Consider the following 23,996-nt stretch of genomic DNA (forward strand, 5'->3'; position numbering starts at 1 on the left):
TTTCAAGTATGAGCACTGACGGTGCCAAGAGCGGTCGGCGCATCCTGCCTACCCTGCTCGGCCTGCTCTTCCTGCTGATGGGGCTGGCCTTGCTGGTCGGCGGCATCAAGCTGGTGGCGGCCCACGGGTCTTTGTATTACCTCATCGCCGGTATCGGCGTGCTGCTCACGGGCTTATTGCTGATTGCACACAAGCGCGCGGCACTGGCCCTCTATGCCGTGGTGCTGTTTGGCAGCACCCTCTGGGCACTCTGGGAAGTGGGCCTGGACTGGTGGCAACTGGTGCCACGCCTGGCCTTGTGGTTCGCGCTGGGCATCGTGATGCTGCTGCCGTGGTTCCGTCTGCCACTCACCCGTGGCGTGCGTTACCCGCTGGGCACCAATGGCCTGGCCGTTGCCGTTGTGCTCGCCGGGCTGTGCGCACTGGCCAGCCAGTTCACCAACCCTGGTGAAATCAAGGGCGAGCTGGGCCGCGATACCGCAGGCACCACCAGCACCGCACCGGCCATGGCCGACGGCGACTGGGCCTCGTATGGCCGCAGTGCCTTCGGTGACCGTTACTCGCCACTGAACCAGATCAACACCGAGAACGTGTCGAAGCTGGAGCCAGCCTGGACCTTCCGTACCGGCGACATCCCGGGCGCGGGCGACCCGGGCGAAACCACGGCGGAAAACACCCCGCTGAAGGTGAACGGCATGCTGTACGTGTGCACGCCGCACAGCCAGGTGATTGCACTGGACCCGGACACCGGCAAGGAAATCTGGCGCTTCGACCCGAAAATCAGCACCCAGGGCGCTGACAACTTCAAGGGTTGGGCTCACATGACCTGCCGCGGCGTGGCCTATCACGACGACGCTGCTTATGCTGCCGCCGACGCGCAAGCCAGCCCTGCCGTGGCCACCTCCTGCCCCAAGCGGATCTTCGTGCCTACCGCCGATACCCGCCTGATCGCGCTGAACGCCGACACCGGCAAGATGTGTGAAGACTTCGGCAATAAGGGCGCGATCGACCTTACCGCCAACATCGGTACCTTCGCACCAGGCGGCTACTACTCCACTTCGCCACCTGCGGTCACCAAGGACCTGGTGGTGATTGGGGGCCACGTGACCGACAACGTGTCCACCGACGAGCCTTCGGGCGTGGTACGCGCGTTCGACGTACATGACGGCCACCTGGTGTGGAACTGGGACAGCGGCAACCCCGAAAAAACCACGCCGATCGGCCCGGGTGAGCACTACACCCGCAACTCGCCGAACATGTGGTCGCTGATGTCGGTGGACGAAAAACTGGGCATGCTCTACCTGCCCATGGGCAACCAGATGCCTGACCAGTGGGGCGGCAACCGCACCCCTGAAAGCGAGAAATACAGCGCCGGCGTGACCGCGCTGGACATCGCCACCGGCCAGGTGCGCTGGACCTTCCAGTTCACCCACCACGACCTGTGGGACATGGACGTAGGCGGCCAACCCAGCCTGATCGACATCAAGACCGCAGACGGCATGAAGCCTGCCGTGATGGCCTCGACCAAGCAGGGCAGTATCTACGTGCTGGACCGCAGCAATGGCCAGCCGATCGTGCCGGTCAACGAAACCCCGGTGCCGCAAGGCGCGGTGGAAGGCGACCACACCTCGCCAACCCAACCGATGTCCGAGCTCAACTTCATGCCCCCAACCCTTCGCGAGAAGGACATGTGGGGCGTGACGCCGTTCGACCAGATGCTCTGCCGGATGGACTTCCGTTCGCTGCGCTACGAAGGGATCTACACCCCGCCGTCGCTGCAGGGCTCGATCGTTTACCCGGGCAACTTCGGGGTGTTCGACTGGGGTGGTATCTCGGTAGACCCGGTTCGCCAGATCGCCTTCGTGAACCCGGACTACATGGCCTTCAAATCGCGCCTGGTGCCTAGCAGCGATGTGGAAGGCGGCCCAGCCCGCAAGAGCGAAACCGAAGGCGTGCAGCCGAACAAGGGCGCGCCGTATGGCGTGATCCTGGAAGCCTTCCTGTCCAAGGCAGGCCTGCCTTGCCAGGCACCGGCCTGGGGTTATGTGGCAGCGGTGGACCTCACCACCCACAAAACCATCTGGAAGCACAAGAACGGCACCGTGCGCGACAACTCGCCGGTACCGCTGCCACTGAGCATGGGTGTACCTAGCTTGGGCGGCACCTTCATGACCGCCGGTGGCGTAGGCTTCCTGAGCGGCACCCTGGACCAGTACCTGCGTGCCTACAACATGAACAACGGCAAGCAACTGTGGGAAGCCCGCCTGCCTGCCGGCGCGCAAACCACGCCGATGACCTACACCGGCAAGGATGGCCGCCAGTACGTGCTGGTGGTCGCCGGTGGCCACGGCTCGCTGGGCACCAAGCAAGGCGACTACGTGATGGCGTTCGCGCTGCCGAAGTGATGCATTGGTGATGTAACAAAACGGCGCCCTGAGGGGCGCCGTTTTTGTTGGAGCGCGGTGACGGCTCGGGTGCAGTCCAGCACTGTAAGATCCAGGGTTATTTCCCGATCACCTCGCCGCGCTCGGCCGCTAGCCTGGCCAGCAAGCGGTTTTGCACCCTCACCGGTACGCCCTGGGCTTCCATGGCATCGCTCAGGTTCTCTACCAAGGCATTGAATTCCGCGGGGTCGATACGCTGGCCCTTGTGGGCTTCGGCCATGGTGTCGCCGGTGTAGGTACAAGGCCCGCCGGCTTCGACGCAGAACTTCTCCACCAGCTTGTTGCGCAGCCGCTCGGGGTCGACGTTGCGGAAGTGCTGCACAATGCGCGGGTCGCGGGCCACATTGAGCAACATGCCTTCGACGATACGGGTGATGCCGGGCTTGCCGCCCAGGGCCTGATACAGGCTGTCGTCGTGGGCGGGGCGCTGAGCGCAAGCAGAAAGCGCCAGCACAAAGGCGAACGGGAGCAAGGCCAGGCGCATCAGAACGCTCCTTGTACAGACAGGTAAGTGCCGTTCTGGTTATCCAGCGTGGCGATCTCGCCGAGGCGAGCGTAGGCCAGCACCACCGACACATGCTTGCTGGGGAACCAGCCCACGAACAGGTCGGCCCAGTCGCTCTCCCCCCCGAACGATAGGTTGTCGGGCTTTTCGCGGTACTCCATACCCACTGCCCAGCGGGGGTTAAACAGCACCGCTACCGAGCCTTCCTTCAACAGGCTGCGGCTGTCCCGGCGGTCGCCACCGAAGCCCAGCAGGCCCAGTTCATTGGCGCGGCTGTAGCGCACGCCGGCGTTTACCAGCAGGTTGTAACCAAAGGCACCTCCCAGGAACAGCCGGCTGGCGGCGAGGTAGCCTTCCACGTCTTCGTCGCGCCGCGCGCCCACCAGGCTGGGGATGAGGAAATCCTTCTGATGCTTGTACTCAAGCCCCAGCGACACCTGAGGCAGGCGGTCGTAGATCAGGTCGCCGAACAGGCGCACCTTGGCGCCCAGCACGTCCTGGCTGAGGGTGTTCTCAGGCAGGCCCAGCTTATGCACCAGGCTGCCGAGGTCGAAGCGATTACGCGCGACGGACAATTCGATCCGGTTGCCATACCCCACGGCGGCGCCAGCCACATCCAGGCGATATTCGGGTAACTGCACCCGCGTGGCGAACACGGTCGCCCCTACCTGCCCGGCTTCGCCGTAGCCAGCGATCACCGCCCAGGGCGTGATACCACCCCCTGCGGCGCCATCGATACTGCTGGCACCACCGGTGGCCAGCAATCGGCCCTGGCGGGCACTCTCGTCCGCCAGCACGGGGGCGGAGGCAACCAGCATCAGCCAGCACAGCATGTGTGTAAGGCGCATCAACCAACAACCTCAGTAGCAGGTGAATAAGCAGCCTGGCGTACCCAGGCTTCAAACGGCCCGGCCGCAAGGGGCCGGCTGATCAGGTAACCTTGAGCGGTATCGCAGTGCCAGCGCTCGAGCAGGCGCAGGCTGCGCTCATGTTCAACGCCCTCGGCCACCACGCGCAGGCCCAGGTTATGGCTCATTTCGATGGTCGACCGCACGATCACCGCGTCTTCGCTGGTTTCATCCAGGTCGCGCACAAAGGATTGGTCGATCTTCAGTTCCTGCACCGGCAGGCGCTTGAGGTGCGCCAGGGATGAATAGCCGGTACCAAAGTCGTCCACCGACAGGCTGATACCGCAGCCCCGTAAACGGTGCAGCACAGCCAGCGCCGCTTCAGGCTCACGCATGACCGCGCTTTCGGTGATCTCGAACGTGAGCTGATGAGCGGGCACGCCATGGGTAGCAAGCAAACGGGGCACGCGGTCGGCGAGGTCCGTGCCCAACAGGTCCTCAGCCGACACGTTTACCGACAGCTCCACCACGAAACCTCGATCGTTCCACTCCGCCAGCTGGCGGATGCTCTCGGCAATCACCCAACGCGTAAGGCTCTGGATGCTCCCGGTACGTTCGGCGAGCGGGATGAACTCACCGGGCGAAACCATTCCGAACAGAGGATGCTGCCAGCGCAGCAAGGCTTCGGCCTGGCGCACCTGGCCCAGGCGCAGGTCCAGCTTGGGTTGGTAATGCAGCGCCAACTGGCCGTTGTGCGCAGCACCGCGCAAGTCGCGGATCAGGCTCACCTCGCGCTGGTGCACCAAGTCTCGACCGTGCTCGTACAGCTGTAAGCGCCCTGGCAGCGCCAGCGCGTCGTTTCGAGCGATGGATGCGCGCGATACCAGCACATCCACCTGCTGCCCATCACCGGGGAATACCGCAATGCCGATGCTGGCTTCCAGGGCAAAATCGTGACCTTCAAGCCGCCGCGGCTTGAGCAACATCTGCTGCAGACGGTCGGCGACCGCCACGGCCCGCTGGGCATCGACGCCTTCGAGGACCAACAGGTACTCGCCGCCGATCAAATGCGCCAGCGTGTCGCCGGGCCGTAATATGGGTTCCAAGGTAGGGCCCACGCTGCGCAGCAGGCTCTCGGCGAAGTCGTTCCCGGCGTTGCTCACCAGGGTGGGGAAGTTGTCGAGGGCAACGCTGAGCACCGCCGCAGGGCGTTCCGCCGCGATGGCGCTACCGAGCCGCTCCATGGCCAAGGCGCGGTTGGGCAAGCCGGTGAGGTGATCATGCAGGGCATTGTGCGCCAGCCGCTGCTCGCGCTCGGCGATACCGGCCTGCATCATGTTGATCGCGCTGGCCAGGGTGCCGAATTCATCGCTGCGCCGAAGCTGCACGCGTACTTGATAATCCCCCTGGCCAATCCGTTCGGCGGCATCGGCCAGGGTACGCACGGGGCGGGAAATGGTACGCGCCAGCACCAGCGCACCCAACAGCGAGGCCAGTACTGCCGCCACCGCGATCATCATGATGTCGTGGTCCAGCGGGGCGAATGCCCGCAAGGCATCGTCGAGCGGGCTTTGCAGCAGGGCGATCACCCGCTCGGGCGAGCTTTCCCCGCCGGCCAGTTCCAGCCGCTGTTCGAGGAACCGCTGGCCACCGTGCTGCCCCACATTCACCAGCACCGGTGGGTGCTCGCTGAGCAACCACTGCACCAGGCCGGCCCGCATCGCCGGGGGTTGAGTGGTAATCAGCTCGCCTACCTGCCCGGCGTTCACTGCCAGAAACGACACCTGCAGGTTGCTCAACGCGTGAAGCTCCTGGGCAAAGCTGTCGTCCATGGTGAAGCCCATTACCACGCGGGCGATCGGCAAGGGGGCCGATACCACGGCGTCTACCAGCAGTACCGGCAGGCCACCCCAGGCCACGATCACCATGTTCTGGTTGCGCTTGCGTGCGTCGCGCAGGGCCTGGTCGTAGGGGAACGGTGCCCCCTCCATGAAGGTGGCGTGGGTGCTGGCCATGACCTTTCCGTCCATGCCCAGCAGTACGGCATCACTGGCGCCGATGCGCCCGCCATGGTTGAGGAGCGCCGAGCGAATGGTGGCCGAATCCGCGCTGGCAATGGCGTCGCGCAGGCCAAAATCAGCGGCAAGCAATTGCACGCCGTCGCGCAGGCGGCGGCCTCGCATGTCCAGCAGGCGCTCGAACACCCGCCCGCCCACTTCCAGCTGTTGGGTCGCCTGGGTGCGCACGGCATCGCCGGTGGCCAGCTTGACGGCGAGCGTCAACGCGGCAATCACCACCAGCAGCAGCAACACGAGCACGCTGCTGATGCGCCATTGGACGCTACTTCTGGTTTTCACGCAGCGCCTTGCCGAAGGCATCGCCGAACGGGCTGGTGGGGGCTACAGGCGTGTCGTTTTCCGACGCTTCTACCGCCAGTGTGTAGGCCTTGGCTGCCGGGGCCGCGCCGAGCGTGAGCGTACCAGCGGCCTTGGGCTGCATGTCCTGCACCTTGGGGTGCCAGAGGGTCACGCTGTAGGTGCCCTCCGCGAGGTGGGTGAACGTCACCTTGCCCTGCCCGTCCGTCACGCCAAACCAGGGGTCGGGCGTGACATAAACGTAACCGAGCATCCAGTCGTGAATATTGCAGCCCAGCACCACCACGCCCGGCTGGTCGAACACTACCGGCGCGGTGGGCGTACCTTCATACAGGCGCAGTTCGAAGCGCTTGCTGGACGAAAACGAATACACCTGATGGCGGATATCGTCGCTGTTGGGGAAGGTCACGGCCGTTCCCGTGCGCACAGCCAGTACATGAGGGAAGAACATTTTGTCGCGTTGGTCCATGTTCGCCCGTAAAGGCGCGCCGGTACTGGCACCGGCCGACGGGCTGGCGAGGCTTACCACTGCGTCCGCCAGCGGCACCCCCTCGCCATCGCTGACGCTCAGGCTCAGGTCAGCAGCCAGCGCAGCGGGTGCCAACGCAGCGGTCAGCACGAGCAAGGCGAAACTGCGGAGCAATGGAAGCATCGTACACACTCGTTCGGATCACAGAGGGGCTGCGCCGAACGCTCTGGAGCGGGCTGCCTGATGGATACATGGGCAACATACAACAAAATTGCCACTAAATGGCCATCACACAGTGTGCGCGCAGGCCTTGTGCATGAGTTATCGGCCGTAAGTGCGAATCCTTCAGTGGCCCATTGAAACCCGCGGGTGTGCGCCCCATCTAAGCGTCATAGCCATTTCCGCAGGTGCCTCATGAGCGACCAGGATTCCGTTACGGACCGCCCCAACGCTTCTAACGAACCCTCCGCAGGGCCGGAGCAGGTGGAGCACTCCACAACCTCCAGCACCGAGCTGGTATTGCCGGGCCAGAACCTGCCTGACAAGGTCTACGTGATCCCGATCCATAACAGGCCCTTCTTCCCGGCGCAGGTGCTGCCGGTGATCGTGAACGAAGAGCCCTGGGCCGAGACCCTGGACCTGGTAGCCAAAACGCCGCACCACTCGCTGGCGTTGTTCTACATGGAAACGCCTGCCGAAGACCCGCGCCACCTGGACACGTCCGCCCTGCCCCTCTACGGCACCTTGGTGAAGATCCACCATGCCAGCCGCGAAGACGGCAAGCTGCAGTTCGTAGCCCAGGGCCTTTCACGTGTGCGCATTCGCACCTGGCTCAAGCATCACCGCCCTCCTTACCTGGTGGAAGTGGAATACCCGCTGCAGCCGGCCGAGCCTACCGACGAAATCAAGGCCTACGGCATGGCGCTGATCAACGCCATCAAAGAGCTGCTGCCGCTCAACCCGCTGTACAGCGAAGAGCTGAAGAACTACCTCAACCGCTTCAGCCCGAACGATCCGTCTCCGCTGACTGACTTCGCCGCGGCGCTGACGTCCGCCACTGGTGCCGAGCTGCAACAGGTGCTGGACTGTGTGCCGATGCTGCGGCGCATGGAGCGGGTGTTGCCGATGCTGCGCAAGGAAGTGGAAGTGGCGCGGCTGCAGAAGGAAATTTCCGCGGAGGTGAACCGGCAGATTGGCGAGCATCAGCGGCAGTTCTTCCTCAAGGAACAGCTCAAGGTCATCCAGCAGGAGCTGGGGCTGACCAAGGACGACCGCAGCGCGGACCTTGAACAGTTCGAGCAGCGCCTCGAAGGCAAGACCCTGCCCGCCGCTGCGCGCAAGCGTATCGATGAAGAGATGGGCAAGCTGGCGATTCTGGAAACCGGCTCGCCCGAATACGCCGTGACCCGCAACTACCTGGATTGGGCCACCGCCTTGCCGTGGGGCGTGTACGGCAAGGACCGCCTGGAGCTCAAGCACGCGCGCAAGGTGCTTGATGCGCACCATGCCGGCCTTGGCGACATCAAGAACCGCATTCTGGAATTCCTCGCGGTAGGTGCCTACAAAGGGGAAATCAGCGGCTCGATCGTGCTGCTGGTGGGCCCACCGGGCGTGGGCAAGACCAGCATCGGCAAGTCCATCGCAGAATCCCTCGGTAGGCCGTTCTTCCGCTTCAGCGTGGGCGGCATGCGCGACGAAGCCGAGATCAAGGGCCACCGCCGCACCTATATAGGCGCCCAGCCCGGCAAGCTGGTGCAGGCCCTAAAGGAAGTGGAGGTGATGAACCCAGTCATCATGCTCGATGAAATCGACAAGATGGGCCAAAGTTACCAGGGCGACCCGGCGTCTGCCCTGCTGGAAACCCTGGACCCGGAACAGAACGTGGATTTCCTCGACCACTACCTGGACCTGCGCCTGGACCTGTCCAAGGTGCTGTTCGTGTGCACGGCAAACACGCTGGACTCGATCCCCGGCCCGCTGCTCGACCGCATGGAAGTCATACGCCTGTCGGGCTACATCACCGAAGAAAAACTGGCCATCGCTCGCAAGCACCTGTGGCCCAAGCAGCTCGAAAAGGCCGGCGTCGCCAAGGCCAACCTCAGCATCAGCGACAGCGCGCTGCGCATGGTAATCGAAGGCTATGCCCGCGAAGCCGGTGTGCGGCAGCTGGAGAAACAGCTGGGCAAGGTAGTACGCAAGGCGGTGGTGCGGTTGCTAGAAGACCCCGGCGCCGTGATCAAGGTAGGCCCCAAGGAGCTGGAAACCTACCTGGGCATGCCGGTGTTCCGCAGCGAGCAGTTGCTTTCCGGCGTTGGCGTGATCACGGGCCTTGCCTGGACCAGCATGGGTGGCGCCACGCTGCCTATCGAAGCCACCCGCATCCATAGCCTTACCCGTGGCTTCAAGCTTACCGGGCAGTTGGGTGAGGTGATGAAAGAATCCGCAGAAATTGCCTACAGCTACATCACCGCGAACCTCAAACAGTTTGGCGGCGAGCCTACGTACTTCAACGAAGCGTTCGTGCACTTGCACGTGCCGGAAGGCGCCACCCCGAAAGATGGCCCGAGCGCAGGCGTAACCATGGCCAGCGCGCTGCTGTCCCTGGCACGCAACCAACCGCCGAAAAAAGGCGTGGCGATGACCGGCGAGCTCACGCTTACCGGCCACGTGCTGCCTATTGGCGGTGTGCGCGAGAAGGTGATCGCAGCGCGCCGGCAGAAGCTCACCGAGCTGATTTTGCCCGAAGCCAACCGGGGCAACTTCCAGGAGCTGCCCGATTACCTCAAGGAAGGGCTTACCGTTCACTTCGCGAAACGATTCTCCGACGTGGCCAAGGTGCTGTTCTAAGTTAACGCCTGACTCGTGTTGCCCGCCTGCGCTATGCTGGCGGGCATCGCCCTCGCCAGGATGCTCCGACGATGCCCTTGTTGCGTATTTTCGCTGTTGCCAGCCTTGCCCTTCTTACTGCCTGCACCGGCCGCCACGCGCCAGACGCCTCTGTTGCCTTCGAGCTGAACAAGCAGCAGCAGTGCCCCATCACGTTGGCCCAGGGCCAGCTGTTGATCGTTACCCTCCCCAGCAACCCCACCACCGGCTACCGCTGGCTGCTGCAAAACCCCGCACAGTCCGTATTGCGCAGCCTTGGCCCGGAGGTGTACACCAACGCTGAAGACGCCGGTATCGTGGGCGCAGCCGGGCAATCGGTATGGCGCTACCGCGCGCAAGGCCCGGGGCAAGGGCACCTGTTGATGGTGCTGCAGCAGCCCTGGGCGCCCGAGGTGAAGCCCGTGCAATCCTTTGATTGCGATATCACCGTTTTGTAGCGGCAAGCTTCGAGCAGCAAGCGGCAAGCCTTAAGCTGCAAGCAAGAGCAAGAGCGAGAGCAAGAGCGGCCGTCGTGATAACGGCCTTCGCTTGTAGCTTGTAGCTTGCCGCTCGAAGCTCGTAAAATCCCGGCCTTTCCCGCCACGCCCGCAGAATCCCGTGTCTGACCTTCCTGATCGTCTTTTCGCCCAACCCCTGGCCCAGGTACCCGACTTCGTTTTCAATGAAGACGTGGTGCGGGTGTTCCCGGACATGATCAAGCGCTCGGTACCTGGCTACCCGGCGATTGTCGAGAACCTGGGGGTACTGGCCGCGCGCTTCGCCCAGCCTAATACCTGCCTGTACGACCTGGGCGCCTCGCTGGGCGCGGTAACTCAGGCCCTGCGCCGGCACGTGCGCAAGGATGGCTGCCATGTGGTGGCAATCGATAACTCCGCAGCCATGGTTCAGCGCTGCCGTGAATACCTGCAAGGGCAGGATTCGATGTTCCAGGAATTGCTGCCCGTTCAGGTACTGGAAACCGATATTCTCGGTTTCGACTTTCAGCCTGCCTCGGTGGTGGCGATGAACTTCACCTTGCAATTCATTCCACCCGGCCAACGCCTGGAGGTGCTGTCGCGCATCCGCCAGGCCATCGTACCGGGGGGTGCCTTGCTGCTTTCGGAAAAGCTGCGCTTCGAGGATGAACAGGCCCACGATCTGCTCACTGAGCTACATGTGGACTTCAAGCGTGCCAACGGCTACAGCGAACTGGAAATTGCCCAGAAGCGCAGCGCGATCGAACATGTGATGAAGCCCGACAGCTTCGAAGAGCACCGTGCGCGCTTGCTGGCTGCAGGCTTCAGCAAAGTGGTGCCTTGGTTCCAATGCCTTAACTTCGCTTCGATGATCGCCTTGCCATGATTGACCTCTCTCCCCTCGCCCGCCGCCTGGCGGGCTCACCCTTGGCCGAATGGGCCAATGGCCTGCAGGCCGACCTCGACACGCGCATGGAAAAAGGCCACGGCGACCTTGAGCGCTGGCAAAAGGCGCTTGCGGCCTTGCCCGAGCTCACCGCCAGCGCGGTGGACCTCGCCGGCAGCGTGACCTTGGGCGGCGACTGCGATGGCGCTACCCGGCAACGCCTTCAGGACGCGCTGATGGGCCTTTCCCCATGGCGCAAGGGGCCGTTCAACCTGTTTGGCGTACACGTGGACACCGAGTGGCGCTCGGATTGGAAATGGGCCCGTGTGGCGCCTCATCTGGACCTGAACGGCAAGCGGGTGCTGGATGTAGGCTGCGGTAACGGCTATTACCAGTGGCGGATGCTCGGTGCCGGCGCCGAAAGCGTGATCGGTATCGACCCGAACTGGCTGTTCTTCTGCCAGTTCCAGGCCCTGAGCCACTACTTGCCTGGCCTGCCTGCCTGGCACCTGCCACTGGCGCTGGAAGACCTGCCGCCCAACCTTCAGGGCTTCGACACGGTGTTCTCCATGGGCGTGCTGTACCACCGCCGCTCACCCGTCGACCACTTGTTCGCCCTGAAAGACTGCCTGGTGAAAGGCGGCGAACTGGTGCTCGAAACCCTCGTGGTACGTGGCGACGAACAGCAGGTGCTGGTGCCCGAGGATCGCTACGCACAAATGCGTAACGTGTGGTTCCTGCCCTCGGTGGCGGCCTTGGAGCTGTGGGTTCGCCGTGCCGGCTTCCGCGACGTGAAGTGCGTGGATGTGAGCTATACCACCCCGGACGAGCAGCGCAGCACCGACTGGATGCGCTACCAGTCCTTGGAACACTTCCTCGACCCGGAAGACCACAGCAAAACCGTGGAAGGCTTGCCTGCGCCCATGCGGGCGGTGATAACGGCGCGCAAGTCAGGTTAAATCATCAATTTACCAACGGTCGCTTCCGCTCCGACCACGACGTAAGCGATTTGGTATTCCACGGCACGGATCAAAGCCTTGCGTGCCTCAACCAAAGTGTCTTTCTTGGCATCGTCTACGGCGAGCAACCCTTCGGTGCCCTGATTCTCATATGCACTTTGCAGCCTGGCTTGCTCTTTCAGGTCCGCATGGATATTGCCGCTGGCTGCCTGGGGCCGCTCCTTCTGGGCTGCAATGTTCTGCTCGTAAACCTCTCTGGATAACTGCAGGCAGGCCCGTACCAGCCCATCCGCATGATCTTTCAGGTTCTGTAAGTGTTCAGTAAGCCCCTCTACACCCTTCAGCTCGGCGACAGCCTTATCGCTTTCCTTGCGCAGCTTGCTGTGTTCCACGACATTCACGTGACCGTCTTGCCATACTTCACTGAGCAATTTGGACAAGCTCTCATCGGTTACTTTTAATTCAAGACTCATGCCTACTCCTTGACTGTGTCGCTACGGTGATTCTTACGTCTAAAGCTATCGGTAGTCTGGCATAGCGATAGCTGGCAGAACTGATAGGTACCAATGCGTCATCATCCAATTCGCGCCTTGATCTTCTGGCGCATCGGGCGATTTCCCACGGATCAAGGTAAGCTCCTACCGTGTCTATAGTTCTTTGCCAGCCTTGCTGGCGTTCACAGGAGATCGAACCCGATGAGCAACCGCCAGGCCGAAATCGCCGCTGCGCTGAATGTCATTCCCCCGTTTGCCGATGAGGCTGCGCTGGCCGCAGAGGTAGAACGGCGCAAGGCATTCATCAAGCAAACCCTGCGTAATGCCGGCCTCAAGGTGTTGGTACTGGGCATCAGTGGCGGCGTGGACTCCAGCACGGCAGGCCGTCTGGCTCAGTTGGCAGTAGAAGAGCTAAGGGAAGAGACCGGCGACACCGGTTATCGCTTTATCGCAGTGCGCCTGCCCTACGGCCAGCAGCATGACGAGGATGACGCAGCGGCCGCGATGAAATTCGTGAAGGCCGACGAAGAAGTCACAGTGAACATTGCCGAGGCCGTCAAAGGCCTGGACGCCGAACTGGACGCTGTCTCTACGCTGACCGACGCCCGTCGTGACTTCGTACGCGGCAACACCAAGGCCCGCATGCGCATGGTGGCTCAGTATGCGATCGCCAACGCCAACGACGGATTGGTGATCGGTACTGACCATGCCGCCGAAGCGGTGATGGGCTTTTTCACCAAGTTCGGAGACGGCGCTTGTGACCTCACTCCGCTGGAGGGGTTGGTAAAGGGCCAGGTTCGCGAAATCGCAAAATACCTGGGTGCGGCGGAAAAACTGTACCTGAAGGTCCCGACTGCCGACCTGGAAGAACTCACCCCAGGCAAGCCGGACGAAGATGCCCACGGGGTCACCTACAAGGAGATCGACGCGTTCCTCCAAGGGCAACCGGTACGCGATGAGGCCTATCAGACCATCGTTCGCACCTACGACAAGACTGCTCACAAACGCCGCCAGCCCTACGCGCCCGAGTAAGGCCACTCAAGGAGCGCTGCCTACGCGGCGCTCCTTTTTCAGGGATCAGCAGCGGGCACGCTCCGCAGCGTCCACGATCAGCGCTTTCATCTCCGCGACCGCAGCCGGGAAGCCCACGAACAACGCATGTGCGACCAGGGCGTGGCCGATGTTCAGCTCGTTGATGCCGCAGATGGCCGCGATAGGCTCCACGTTGTGGTAGTGCAGGCCATGGCCGGCATTCACGATCAGGCCCAAGTGGCGCCCTTGGGCGACGCCGTCGGCAATGCGTTGCAACTCGATGGCGGCTTCTTCCGGCGTATGGGCATCGGCATAGCGCCCAGTGTGCAACTCGATCGCCGGTGCCCCTACCCTGGCGCAAGCTTCAATCTGCGCCGGGTCTGCGTCGATAAACAGTGAAACCTCACTTCCTACTGCGCTAAGCCGCTCTACGGCCGCCTTGATTCGGGCTTCTTGCCCAGCCACGTCCAGGCCACCTTCGGTGGTAAGCTCCTGACGGGTTTCAGGCACCAGGCACACGTGAGCAGGACGCAGCTTTTCCGCGAATTCGAGCATAGCCTCGGTCACACCCATCTCGAAGTTCATGCGGGTTTGCAGCACCTCCTTGAGCAGCAATACGTCGCGCTCCTGAATGTGCCGCCGGTCTTCGCGCAGGTGCACGGTAATGCCATCGGCGCCTGCTTGCTCGGCATCGAGCGCGGCCTTGACCGGGTCCGGGTAGCGAGTGCCCCGCGCCTGGCGCAGCGTGGCGACGTGATCGATGTTCACGCCCAGAAGAATGCGGTTGCTGGTGGTCACGGAAAAGCTCCCTGGCAGTAGATCAGCCAAGGATACGTGGCGGCAGGGTATTGTAGGAAGCGAATCGCAAGCGCCTCACGGCCGGCGGAACAGTTCCCGGCTCATCAGCGGTTTGCCGCCGAGGTGGGCGGCCAGGGCCTGGCGCATGAGGCGCTTGGCAGCGAGCAACGCCCCTGCGGCGCTCCAGTCCGCTGTCGCCATGGCCAGAAGGTCTGCTCCGTGGAATAACCCCGGGGCAAAGCTGAACACTCGCTCCAGGCCTTCGTCCACACTGAGCCGATACAGGCCGTCACTTACCACCGGGCTACCATTGCTGTCGGTGTTCAGCGCAAAGGCATAGCCCAGTTCGTCCAGCAAACGCCATTCGAAAGCACGCAGCAGCGGCTCAAGCGGTCGCCCTTGCGCCAGTGCCTCGAGAGTGAGGGCGTAGTGGTCGTAGAGCGCCGGGTGTGGGGCTTCGAAGGGCAGCAGGCGCACCAACAGCTCGTTCAGGTACAGGCCGCTGAACAACGCTTCGCCGACAAGCCATGGGCTGGTGCCGGCGCTTTCGAGCCGCCCTACGCTACGCAGCTCGCCCTTGCCACGAAACTCCACCACAAGCGGTACGAAGGGCCGGGCCAGGCTGCCTGCCTTGCCCCTGGCGCCGCGCAACACGCCACGCAGCCGCCCGCCCGGGGTAAGGAAGTCCACTAATGCGCTGGTTTCCCTGTACGGCCGGGCGTGCAGTACGTAGGCCGGTTGCGGCAGCGTGCCGCTCATGGGCGTGCTCGCAGGTCAGACGTCGCCGTAGCCGAGGGAACGCAGGGCGCGCTCGTCATCGGACCAGCCGCCCTTCACTTTCACCCACAGGTTGAGCATTACCTTGGCGTCGAACATCTGCTCCATGTCCTTGCGCGCTTCCATGCCGATGCGTTTGATGCGCTCGCCCTTGTCGCCGATGATGATCTTCTTCTGGCCGTCGCGCTCTACCAGGATCAAGGCATGGATGTGCAAGGTAGCGCCCTGCTGCTTGAACTCCTCGATCTCGACGGTGATCTGGTAGGGAAGCTCGGCGCCCAGCTGGCGCATGATCTTCTCGCGCACCAGTTCAGCGGCGAGGAAGCGGCTGCTGCGATCGGTAATCTGGTCTTCGGGGAAGAAATGGTCGTTCTCAGGCAGGTAATTGCCGATCAGTGCCTCGAGGGTGTCGAGGTTATGCCCCTGCTGCGCCGAGATCGGCACCACTTCGGCCTTGGGCAGCTGCTTTTGCAGCCATTCCAGGTGCGGAATGAGCGCGGCCTTGTCTTCCAGCCGGTCGGTCTTGTTGATCGCCAGGATCACCGGGCCTTCGACGTACTGCACGCGCTCGAGGACCATCTGATCCTCGTCGGTCCAGCGAGTGCGGTCCACCACGAAGATCACCACATCCACGTCCTTGAGGGCGGCGGAGGCGGTTTTGTTCATGTAGCGGTTGAGCGCCTTGTCGTTATCCTTGTGCATGCCGGGGGTGTCGACATAGATCGCCTGCACATGGCCTTCGGTCTTGATACCCAGCATGGTGTGCCGCGTGGTTTGCGGCTTGCGCGAGGTGATCGCCAGCTTTTGGCCGAGAATATGGTTGATCAGCGTGGATTTGCCGACGTTGGGCCGGCCGACGATGGCCACGTAGCCGCAACGGGTTGCCGGAATATCAGTCATTGCCATTCTCCACGCCGAGTGCGATCAGGGCGGCCGCGGCGGCGACCTGTTCGGCGATACGCCGACTCACGCCCTGACCCCGGCTTTTTTCATTGAGCAAAGCCACTTCGCATTCCACGAAGAAGGTACGGCAATGCGGTTCACCCTGAATGTCGACCACTTCGTATCGCGGCAATTCACAGGCACGGGACTGCAAGAACTCCTGCAGCCGGGTTTTCGGGTCCTTGTTGGTGTCGACCAGGGTAAGGCTTTCGAACTCGTTCGTAAGCCAGGCCAGCACGCGCTCGCGTGCGGTGTCCATGTCGGCATCCAGATAGATGGCCCCGATCAACGCCTCCAGGGCGTCGGCCAGTATGGATTCACGGCGGAAGCCACCGCTTTTCAGCTCACCCGAGCCCAGTCGCAGGTATTCGCCCAGGTCGAAGCCCCGGGCCAGTACCGCCAGGGTTTCGCCCTTGACGAGGCGGGCGCGCAAGCGGGACAGCTGGCCTTCCCGGGCCTGGGGGAATCGGTCGTACAGGGATTCGCCGGCGACGAAGTTGAGGATCGCATCACCCAGGAACTCGAGCCGTTCATTGTTGCGACCCGCGAAACTGCGGTGCGTCAGCGCCAGCAGCATCAGGTCCTTGTCCTTGAAGGTGTAGCCGAGCTGGCGCTCGAGACGATTGAGAGGCGACTGGCTCACGGCACACGCACGCTGGCTTGGTGATCGAAGCTCACTACCAGGTCGATGTTGCCCAGCAGGTGCTCGCGCCGCTCGTAAGCCAACCGGGCAAGAAGCCCGCCCTGCTGTTCAGTGATGTTCAACGCTTTTTTCAAATCCAGATCCCGGATGTTATTGACCTGCAAACTGCGGCCCACATAGTCGAAATATTCATCGGCGTCCCCGACCTTCACTGTCGGATCGGTGGCAGCCTTGTCCATCGCTTTCCTGATGGCCCAGTAATCCATGTAGTGCGGGCCTACCCGCAAGCCAGCGATGGTCACGAGGCTCACCGCTACCAGCAGCACCAGGCCGCCAACCAACGATAGCCCCTGCTGGGAGCGTAATGCATTCATGCTAGACCCTCGCCCGACGATTGCCCGGAAAGGCTGCCAGGCGCCTGGCAGCTTTCTGCCCAGGGGTTACTTGATGAGCCCGACCCGATCCAGCGTGGGCAGGTGGCGCATCTTCGGTTCCGGCCAGCTCATCCAGACCGCGAAGGCCTTGCCGACGATGTTGTGGTCCGGAACCATGCCAAGCAGGTCCTTGGGAATACGCGGGTCGTCCCAATAACGGCTGTCGTTGGAGTTGTCCCGGTTGTCGCCCATCATGAAGTAGTGATCAGCCGGTACGGTCCACTGCCCGCCGGGGAGCATACGGTAGGTCGCCATCTGCTGATGGATCAAGTGCTCCACGTTGCCGATGCGCTCTTTGTATACCCCGACTTCGCCCAGGTGCGGGTCGAAAGTGGTGCCCACCATCTGTTCGTCCACCAGGGCGTCGTTGACATAGAGGTGCTTGTCCGGCGTGTAGCGGATGGTGTCACCCGGCACGCCGATCACGCGCTTGATGTAATTGACGGAAGGATCGCTTGGGTAGCGGAACACCATCACATCGCCCCGTTGCGGATCGCCGATCGGGATCACCTTGGTGTCTAGCACGGGCAGGCGAATGCCATACGAGAATTTGTTCACCAGGATGAAATCGCCCACTTCCAGCGTGGGCTTCATCGACCCCGAGGGGATCTGGAAGGGCTCGACCAGGAACGAGCGCAGCACCAGGACGATGAACAGCACCGGGAAGAAGGACTTGCCGTACTCGATCAGCAGCGGCTCCTTGTTCAGTTGATCCAGCACGGCGGGCTCGGGTTGAGCCACGCTGCCCTGGTAATTCGCAATGGCAGTGCGCCGCCGCGGTGCGTAGATAACGAGGTCGAGCAGACCCAGCAGGCCACACACGGCCACGAGGATAACCAACAACAGCGGGAAGTTAAGAGACATAGGACCTGATTATTCCAACCTGAGCACGGCGAGGAAGGCTTCTTGTGGAATTTCCACGTTACCGACCTGTTTCATACGCTTTTTACCGGCCTTCTGCTTTTCAAGCAGCTTGCGCTTACGGCTCACGTCACCACCGTAGCATTTGGCCAGAACGTTTTTCCGAAGCGCCTTGACGGTAGTTCGGGCAATGATCTGGCCGCCGATGGCTGCCTGGATCGCTACGTCGAACATCTGCCGAGGGATCAGCTCTTTCATTTTTTCGGTCAACGCGCGGCCCTTGTAGTGGGCGTTGTCGCGGTGAACGATCAGTGCCAGCGCATCGACCTTGTCGCCGTTGATCAACACGTCCAGTTTCACCAGGTTTGCCGACTGGTAACGAGCGAAGTGGTAATCGAGCGATGCATAGCCACGGCTGGTGGACTTGAGGCGGTCGAAGAAGTCCAGCACCACCTCGTTCATCGGCAGGTCGTACCGCACCTGCACCTGGCTGCCAAGGAATTGCATGTCACGCTGCACACCACGCTTTTCAATGCAAAGCGTGATGACGTTACCCAGGTGCTCCTGAGGCACCAGAATGGTGGCTTCGACGATCGGCTCGCGGAAGTCCTCTACCGACGACACATCTGGAAGCTTGGACGGGTTGTCGATGTAGATCGTCTCGCCGGTCTTCATCTTCACTTCGTAGATCACGCTCGGCGCGGTGGTGATCAGGTCCAGGTCGTATTCGCGCTCCAGGCGCTCCTGGATAATCTCCATGTGCAGCATGCCGAGGAACCCGCAACGGAAACCGAAGCCCAGGGCGTCGGAACTCTCGGGCTGGTATTGCAGCGACGAGTCGTTGAGGGTCAGCTTTTGCAGGGCTTCGCGGAAGTCTTCGAAATCGTCCGAGGTAGTCGGGAACAGCCCGGCGTACACCTGGGGCTGGATCCGCTTGAACCCGGGGAGCACTTCCACATCCGGCGTGGTGGACAGCGTAAGGGTGTCACCCACGGGCGCGCCATGAATGTCCTTGATGCTGCCGATGATGAAGCCCACTTCGCCGGCCTTGAGGTCCGCCGTTGGGGTGTGTTTGGGGGTAAATACGCCCACGCTGTCCACCAGGTGGGTTTTACCCGTGGACTTGACGAGGATCTTGTCGCCCTTCTTCACCCGGCCGTGACGTACCCGCACCAGCGAGACCACACCCAGGTAGTTGTCGAACCAGGAGTCGATAATCAGGGCCTGCAACGGCGCCTCGATATTGCCCTCGGGCGCCGGAATGGTTTGCACCAGGCGCTCGAGCACTTCGTCCACGCCCATGCCGCTCTTGGCGCTGCAGGCCACGGCGTCGGTGGCGTCGATGCCGATGATTTTCTCGATCTCGTCCTTCACCCGGTCCGGATCGGCTTGGGGAAGGTCCATCTTGTTGAGCACGGGCATCACTTCCAGCCCCTGCTCGATGGCGGTGTAGCAGTTGGCAACGGATTGCGCCTCGACACCCTGGCCGGCGTCCACTACCAGCAATGCGCCTTCGCATGCAGCCAGGGACCGGCTGACTTCATAGGTGAAGTCGACGTGGCCGGGGGTATCGATGAAATTGAGCTGGTAGGTTTTACCATCCTTCGCGTTGTAGTGAAGGGTGACGCTGTGGGCCTTGATGGTGATGCCGCGCTCACGCTCCAGGTCCATCGAATCGAGGACCTGCGCTTCCATCTCGCGATCGGCGAGGCCGCCGCACATCTGAATGAACCGATCGGCCAGGGTCGACTTGCCGTGGTCGATGTGGGCGATGATGGAGAAATTGCGGATATGACTCAAATCACTCACGGATCAGCACTCAAAAAGGCCTTGGGCCGGACGCCCGACAAAAAATAGCCGGGCATTGTACCTGATGCCGTGGCCTATGAGGCAACCTTCGATGGCTGGCATGTTCGCGGGCCGACGCTCTTCTGGGGGAGAGCCCTGCAGCAGCAGGCAAAGCCCGCGAACATCTCAAGCCATTACTCGGCCAGCTTGAAGGTAATGAAGCTCGCACGGCCCTGGCGCAGCACGCGCATGGACACCGAGCGGTTCTTCGGCAAGCCCTTGGCCACGTCGGTGAACTGCTTGGCGGAGGTGATCGCCTGGTTGTTCAGGTGAGTAATCACATCGCCAGGCTGCAGGCCGATCATCGCCGCAGGGCCGTCCTGCACGTCCTTGATCAGCACACCACCTTTGAGGTCGGCGGCTTTTTTCTGCTCGTCGGTGAGGTCAGCCACGGCCACGCCCAGGCGGTTGCTGCTGCGCTCGGGCTGGCCGTCGGCGTCGGTGGCCGCTTCCATGTCCTCATCCTCAGGCAGCGCGCCCACGGTGAGGTCCAGGTTCTGCCGCTTGCCGTCGCGAATGATCTCCAGCGAAGCTTTGGCACCCGCTTTCAGCCCGCCAACCAAGTGCGGCAGGTCTGCCGACATGATGATCGGCTGGCCGTTCATGCTCAGGATCACATCGCCTACCTGCAGGCCACCCTTGGCGGCAGGACCGTCCTGCATCACCTGGGCAACCAGCGCGCCGGCCGGCTTATCAAGGCCGAACGACTCGGCAAGGTCCTTGTTCACTTCCTGGATAACCACACCCAGCCAGCCGCGGCTGACCTTGCCGTCTTTCTTCAGCTGATTGGAAACATCCAGGGCAACGTCGATCGGGATGGCGAACGACAGGCCCATGAAGCCACCGGAGCGGGTGAAGATCTGCGAGTTGATCCCAACCACTTCACCGTTCATGTTGAACAATGGCCCGCCGGAGTTGCCCGGGTTGATGGCAACGTCGGTCTGGATGAACGGCACATAGGAGTCGTTCGGCAGCGTGCGGCCCTTGGCGCTCACGATGCCTTTGGTAACGGAATGGTCGAAGCCGAAGGGCGAACCGATGGCCAGTACCCACTCACCTACCTTGAGCTTGTCCGAGTCGCCCAGCTTCACCGTGGGCAGGTTCTTGCCGTCGATTTTGAGCAGGGCCACGTCAGTACGGGTGTCAGTGCCTACCAGCTTGGCCTTGAGCTCGCTGCGGTCGGACAGCCGCACCACGATCTCGTCCGCGTCGGCGATTACGTGATTGTTGGTCATCACATAGCCATCAGGCGAAATGATGAACCCCGAACCCAGGGATTGCGCTTCGCGCTGGCGATCGCCACGCGGGGAGCGCGGGCTGTTGCGCGGCATGTTGCGCTCGAAGAACTCGCGGAACATCGGCGGCAGGCCCTGAAGATCGGGCATCTGGCTGTCGGCCACGCCGCGGTCGGGCAACTTCTGCGTGGTGCTGATGTTGACCACCGCCGGGGAGGCCTGCTCCACCAGGGTTGTGAAATCGGGCAGCGCCTCGGCATGGGCAGTAACGACCTGCCCCAGCATCAGTACCGCCGCGAACAGCGAAAGGCAGGATTTCAAGCGTGGTATGGACATACGGCTCCCGTACATTACGAGCATGGTTAAGCGAAGGGGCAAGCTGGCCCCAGAGGGCGATACATCACGACCGGCCGGTGCGCTTGAGCGCAACTCCTCGACCAGCCGCACATGGTGGCAACGACCTATAAGAAAAACCGGGTCGCTTTGCAATAACATCGGTAGATCTTTCATGTTGCATTTTTATACATGAACCGGATTTCATCACACTTCAAGCTTGATGCGGGCGCAAGGAACCACCTGCAGGCTTGAATTCAGGGCTTTTTATCCTCGGCCTGGGCACGCATCGAAAGCGCTACCCGTTCGGCCGTACCCATGGGAATTTCACCCACTACGGTCACCATCACATCGCCCCGGTCACTGGCAATACGGCGCGACACCGCCGCAGTGGGGCCCAACTGGGTGCGCCCATCCGTGGCCTGAGGCGAGCTGGCAGGCTCGATAAACACCGAGAAACGCGCCAGGCCGTCGGCGAACAGCATGCGGTCTACCGGGGCGCCCTCGGGGCTTTGATAGTGTGAGGCGTCAATCCGCTCGAACCCCGCCGGGACCCATTCGGCATGCCAAGGCACAGCGCCAGGTGCCGCCGCTACGGTTTCTGCTGGTAGCGGGTGGCAATCTGTGGTGGGCTTCAGATCGGTATCCGAAGGAACATCCGTCACAAACCGGGTGTACTGCAGGCGCTCAAGCAACTGACCGCTTGCGCCCAGAAGCAACGATTTGACAGGCAACCCGGTTTCGCGGTCGAGGTGCAATTCCAGAGCATATCGGTCGCGGTCTTTCGGGGTGACGGTAATGACCACAGCCGGGCGACCGGCCACGCGAGAGTCCCCGGCGACCTTGAGGTCATACCAGGACATAAGCTTGAGAGCATCGTAGGTGCGGGTGTTGGCGACCGGGCCGTTCGATACAGCTTCGGCGGCGATGCTGGCGCAGCGCTGGCGGCCATCTTCGCGGAAGGCTTCCTGCACCAGACCATCGAGTTGAAAAACCCGCTCGACAACATGGCCACCGGTAGCCCGGTGCCAGATTGCATGAGTGGAAAAGCTGCCGCTGCGTTCGTAGACAAAGGTGCCTTGAAAGCTGCGTTGCTGCTCGGCCCGATCTACGCGATCGAGCCATTGCGAGGCGTCAGCGGCGGCCAACGCCGGAAGGGAAAACCAACTGCCGCACAACAGTGCGGCCAGTGGGAGGACGCGCATGTTCCTCCTTAGCGGTTTTCCATGCTCGCCGAGCGGGCGAACGGCAGTGCGCCTTCAGCACCCTTGCCTGCGGAATCCTGAGCGTGCTGGCGTACATAGCCCGGCAGCTTTTCATCCTGCCAGCCAGCCTGGTTCTCCAGGGCCGGGGCCTTTACCGCTTCGCTGCTCTCGGTGTAACCGGCCAGCACCGCTGGGCCTTGGGCCTGTGGCGCTACCAAGGCAGGCTGCGGCGCTTGCTGGGCTACCTGGGCACCGGCGATTTCGTTCTGGTTATACAGACGCACACCCGCCAGCACCGCAAGCGTTACCGAGGCCGCTACTGCAAGGCGACCCAGGCTGCGCCATGGGCGAGGCGTGGAGCGAGCAGGTGCCGCTTCGTCAGCCAACGCGGCAGACACCGCCGAGGCGAGGTCCAGGCGTGGGTTGAGCAGTTCCTTGTGCATGGCTGCCCGGGCGACCTGATAACGCGACCAGGTAGCACGTGCTTCGCTGTCTTCCACAGCGCTCAATACACGGCGTAATTCAAGTTCGTCCGCTTCGTTATCCATCACCGCGGACAGCGATTCCTGCAGGGCTTCACGACTCATTGCGGTTCCTCTCTTGGCTGTCGCCGCTGTCTCAGGTTTCCTGCAGCAACGGCTGCAGGGCTTTATCTATGGCTTCGCGGGCACGGAATATCCGCGACCTCACGGTACCCACCGGACACTGCATCACACTCGCAATGTCTTCATAACTCAGACCATCGAACTCACGCAGGGTCAACGCCGTGCGCAGGTCTTCCGGCAATTGCTGGATGGTCCGGTGGACAGTGCCCTCGATCTCATCCCTTAACAGCGAGCGTTCCGGCGATTCGAGGTCTTTGAGGCCATGATCGCCATCGTAGAACTCAGCGTCTTCGGAGCTGACATCGCTATCCGGTGGCCGTCGTCCTCGGGACACCAGATAATTTTTCGCCGTGTTAATGGCGATGCGGTACAGCCATGTATAAAAGGCGCTGTCTCCGCGGAAATTTCCCAAGGCCCGGTACGCCTTGATGAAGGCCTCCTGGGCCACGTCCTGTGCTTCATGGGTGTCGTGCACGAAACGCACGATCAGCCCGAGAATCTTGTGCTGGTACTTGAGCACCAGCAGATCGAACGCTCGCCTGTCGCCGCGCTGAACGCGCTCGACCAGCTGTTGATCTTCTTCCTGGGTTAGCATGAACACTCCTCGTTGTGCTCCAAGGAGCGCTGCAAGAGCCATCGTTCAGGCTTGCAACCATAGACTCGGGCTTTGTGCAAAAGTTCTCCCCTCCACGCAAGTTTCCTGCCCGTAAATTCGGGTACAGGAAAAAACGCACCAGGCTTGCCTGCTGCGTAGACAATCGGACATCCGGCCACTGACGAAACAGCCACGCGAAGGTGGTGCTCCGGCGTACCCTGTAGTTTGGCAACCACCTATGGATTGTGCCCCAAATAGGAAAGTTCCCATTGCCGGATAGCCAATTTCCTACAAAAAAGGGTGCGAGGTCCATAGCAGCATACGCCCTCCGGGACATTGGCGTGGCCCTGCTCGAGCGGCGCTGGTA

At 62.2% G+C, this 23,996-nt stretch carries 22 protein-coding genes; 6 read left to right on the forward strand and 16 right to left on the reverse strand.

Annotated features, from left to right (window positions below; translation table 11 throughout):
* The first annotated feature begins 8 nt into the window (after window positions 1-8).
* Complete coding sequence (locus AC3Z8Y_RS18590; RefSeq protein WP_490087065.1) at window positions 9-2,405, forward strand: glucose/quinate/shikimate family membrane-bound PQQ-dependent dehydrogenase; 2,397 nt, start codon at window positions 9-11, stop codon at window positions 2,403-2,405.
* Between the two features lie 97 nt (window positions 2,406-2,502).
* On the opposite strand, the gene AC3Z8Y_RS18595 is transcribed toward AC3Z8Y_RS18590, so the two are convergent.
* Genes AC3Z8Y_RS18595 through AC3Z8Y_RS18610 form a run of 4 tightly spaced genes read right to left on the reverse strand, consistent with a single transcriptional unit; the run spans window position 2,503 to window position 6,824 of the window.
* On the reverse strand, window positions 2,503-2,928 hold the full coding sequence (locus tag AC3Z8Y_RS18595) for a group I truncated hemoglobin (RefSeq protein WP_490087066.1): 426 nt from the start codon (window positions 2,926-2,928) through the stop codon (window positions 2,503-2,505).
* Complete coding sequence (locus tag AC3Z8Y_RS18600) at window positions 2,928-3,782, reverse strand: DUF3034 family protein (protein ID WP_490090039.1); 855 nt, start codon at window positions 3,780-3,782, stop codon at window positions 2,928-2,930. The genes AC3Z8Y_RS18595 and AC3Z8Y_RS18600 overlap by 1 nt, the downstream gene beginning before the upstream one ends.
* A gap of 14 nt (window positions 3,783-3,796) precedes the next feature.
* Window positions 3,797-6,154, reverse strand: coding sequence for a putative bifunctional diguanylate cyclase/phosphodiesterase (locus tag AC3Z8Y_RS18605; protein ID WP_490087067.1), 2,358 nt, complete (start codon window positions 6,152-6,154; stop codon window positions 3,797-3,799).
* On the reverse strand, window positions 6,138-6,824 hold the full coding sequence (locus AC3Z8Y_RS18610) for a methylamine utilization protein (RefSeq protein ID WP_490087068.1): 687 nt from the start codon (window positions 6,822-6,824) through the stop codon (window positions 6,138-6,140). The genes AC3Z8Y_RS18605 and AC3Z8Y_RS18610 overlap by 17 nt, the downstream gene beginning before the upstream one ends.
* 231 nt (window positions 6,825-7,055) lie before the next feature.
* Here AC3Z8Y_RS18610 and lon point away from each other — a divergent pair, with 231 nt between their 5' ends.
* From lon to cmoB, 4 genes are all read left to right on the forward strand, one after another.
* Window positions 7,056-9,488: an endopeptidase La gene (gene lon, locus AC3Z8Y_RS18615; protein ID WP_490087069.1), complete on the forward strand. Its 2,433-nt coding sequence runs from the start codon at window positions 7,056-7,058 to the stop codon at window positions 9,486-9,488.
* A 71-nt stretch (window positions 9,489-9,559) separates the two neighbouring features.
* Entirely contained in the window at window positions 9,560-9,964 is a 405-nt protein-coding gene (locus AC3Z8Y_RS18620; RefSeq protein ID WP_490087070.1) for a protease inhibitor I42 family protein, read from the forward strand.
* Between the two features lie 160 nt (window positions 9,965-10,124).
* Window positions 10,125-10,868, forward strand: coding sequence for a carboxy-S-adenosyl-L-methionine synthase CmoA (gene cmoA / locus AC3Z8Y_RS18625; protein WP_490087071.1), 744 nt, complete (start codon window positions 10,125-10,127; stop codon window positions 10,866-10,868).
* Complete coding sequence (gene cmoB, locus AC3Z8Y_RS18630) at window positions 10,865-11,827, forward strand: tRNA 5-methoxyuridine(34)/uridine 5-oxyacetic acid(34) synthase CmoB (protein WP_490087072.1); 963 nt, start codon at window positions 10,865-10,867, stop codon at window positions 11,825-11,827. Before cmoA ends, cmoB begins: the two co-directional genes overlap by 4 nt.
* On the opposite strand, the gene AC3Z8Y_RS18635 is transcribed toward cmoB, so the two are convergent.
* Complete coding sequence (locus tag AC3Z8Y_RS18635; protein WP_490087073.1) at window positions 11,824-12,300, reverse strand: hypothetical protein; 477 nt, start codon at window positions 12,298-12,300, stop codon at window positions 11,824-11,826. The genes cmoB and AC3Z8Y_RS18635 overlap by 4 nt on opposite strands.
* A 222-nt stretch (window positions 12,301-12,522) precedes the next feature.
* Between AC3Z8Y_RS18635 and nadE the strand changes: the two genes are divergently transcribed.
* A complete protein-coding gene (gene nadE / locus AC3Z8Y_RS18640; RefSeq protein ID WP_490087074.1) occupies window positions 12,523-13,353 on the forward strand; it encodes an NAD(+) synthase in 831 nt (276 codons plus the stop codon).
* Between the two features lie 45 nt (window positions 13,354-13,398).
* Here nadE and pdxJ read toward each other — a convergent pair whose 3' ends face one another.
* The 11 genes from pdxJ to rpoE form a co-directional block, all read right to left on the reverse strand.
* On the reverse strand, window positions 13,399-14,151 hold the full coding sequence (gene pdxJ, locus AC3Z8Y_RS18645) for a pyridoxine 5'-phosphate synthase (protein WP_490087075.1): 753 nt from the start codon (window positions 14,149-14,151) through the stop codon (window positions 13,399-13,401).
* Window positions 14,152-14,226: 75 nt separating this feature from the next.
* Window positions 14,227-14,910: a DNA repair protein RecO gene (gene recO / locus AC3Z8Y_RS18650; RefSeq protein WP_490087076.1), complete on the reverse strand. Its 684-nt coding sequence runs from the start codon at window positions 14,908-14,910 to the stop codon at window positions 14,227-14,229.
* 15 nt (window positions 14,911-14,925) lie between these two features.
* The gene (era, locus tag AC3Z8Y_RS18655; protein WP_181111436.1) at window positions 14,926-15,828 is read right to left on the reverse strand and encodes a GTPase Era; all 903 of its coding nucleotides are present in this window, start codon (window positions 15,826-15,828) and stop codon (window positions 14,926-14,928) included.
* Entirely contained in the window at window positions 15,821-16,513 is a 693-nt protein-coding gene (gene rnc / locus AC3Z8Y_RS18660; protein ID WP_490087077.1) for a ribonuclease III, read from the reverse strand. Before rnc ends, era begins: the two co-directional genes overlap by 8 nt.
* The gene (locus AC3Z8Y_RS18665; RefSeq protein ID WP_490087078.1) at window positions 16,510-16,887 is read right to left on the reverse strand and encodes a DUF4845 domain-containing protein; all 378 of its coding nucleotides are present in this window, start codon (window positions 16,885-16,887) and stop codon (window positions 16,510-16,512) included. The genes rnc and AC3Z8Y_RS18665 overlap by 4 nt, the downstream gene beginning before the upstream one ends.
* A 66-nt stretch (window positions 16,888-16,953) precedes the next feature.
* Window positions 16,954-17,811: a signal peptidase I gene (gene lepB / locus AC3Z8Y_RS18670; protein ID WP_490087079.1), complete on the reverse strand. Its 858-nt coding sequence runs from the start codon at window positions 17,809-17,811 to the stop codon at window positions 16,954-16,956.
* A 9-nt stretch (window positions 17,812-17,820) separates the two neighbouring features.
* On the reverse strand, window positions 17,821-19,617 hold the full coding sequence (gene lepA / locus AC3Z8Y_RS18675) for a translation elongation factor 4 (RefSeq protein ID WP_490087080.1): 1,797 nt from the start codon (window positions 19,615-19,617) through the stop codon (window positions 17,821-17,823).
* 173 nt (window positions 19,618-19,790) lie between these two features.
* Complete coding sequence (locus tag AC3Z8Y_RS18680; RefSeq protein ID WP_490090040.1) at window positions 19,791-21,221, reverse strand: DegQ family serine endoprotease; 1,431 nt, start codon at window positions 21,219-21,221, stop codon at window positions 19,791-19,793.
* Between the two features lie 260 nt (window positions 21,222-21,481).
* Window positions 21,482-22,429 (reverse strand): MucB/RseB C-terminal domain-containing protein, encoded by a 948-nt coding sequence (locus tag AC3Z8Y_RS18685; protein WP_490087081.1) that lies wholly within the window; start codon window positions 22,427-22,429, stop codon window positions 21,482-21,484.
* An 8-nt stretch (window positions 22,430-22,437) separates the two neighbouring features.
* Complete coding sequence (locus AC3Z8Y_RS18690) at window positions 22,438-23,016, reverse strand: sigma-E factor negative regulatory protein (RefSeq protein WP_490087082.1); 579 nt, start codon at window positions 23,014-23,016, stop codon at window positions 22,438-22,440.
* Between the two features lie 31 nt (window positions 23,017-23,047).
* Window positions 23,048-23,629, reverse strand: a complete 582-nt coding sequence (gene rpoE, locus AC3Z8Y_RS18695) for an RNA polymerase sigma factor RpoE/AlgU (RefSeq protein WP_003252049.1) — start codon at window positions 23,627-23,629, stop codon at window positions 23,048-23,050.
* Window positions 23,630-23,996: the final 367 nt, after the last annotated feature.

Source organism: Pseudomonas sp. 3MAES_34.3B, assembly GCF_058145875.1.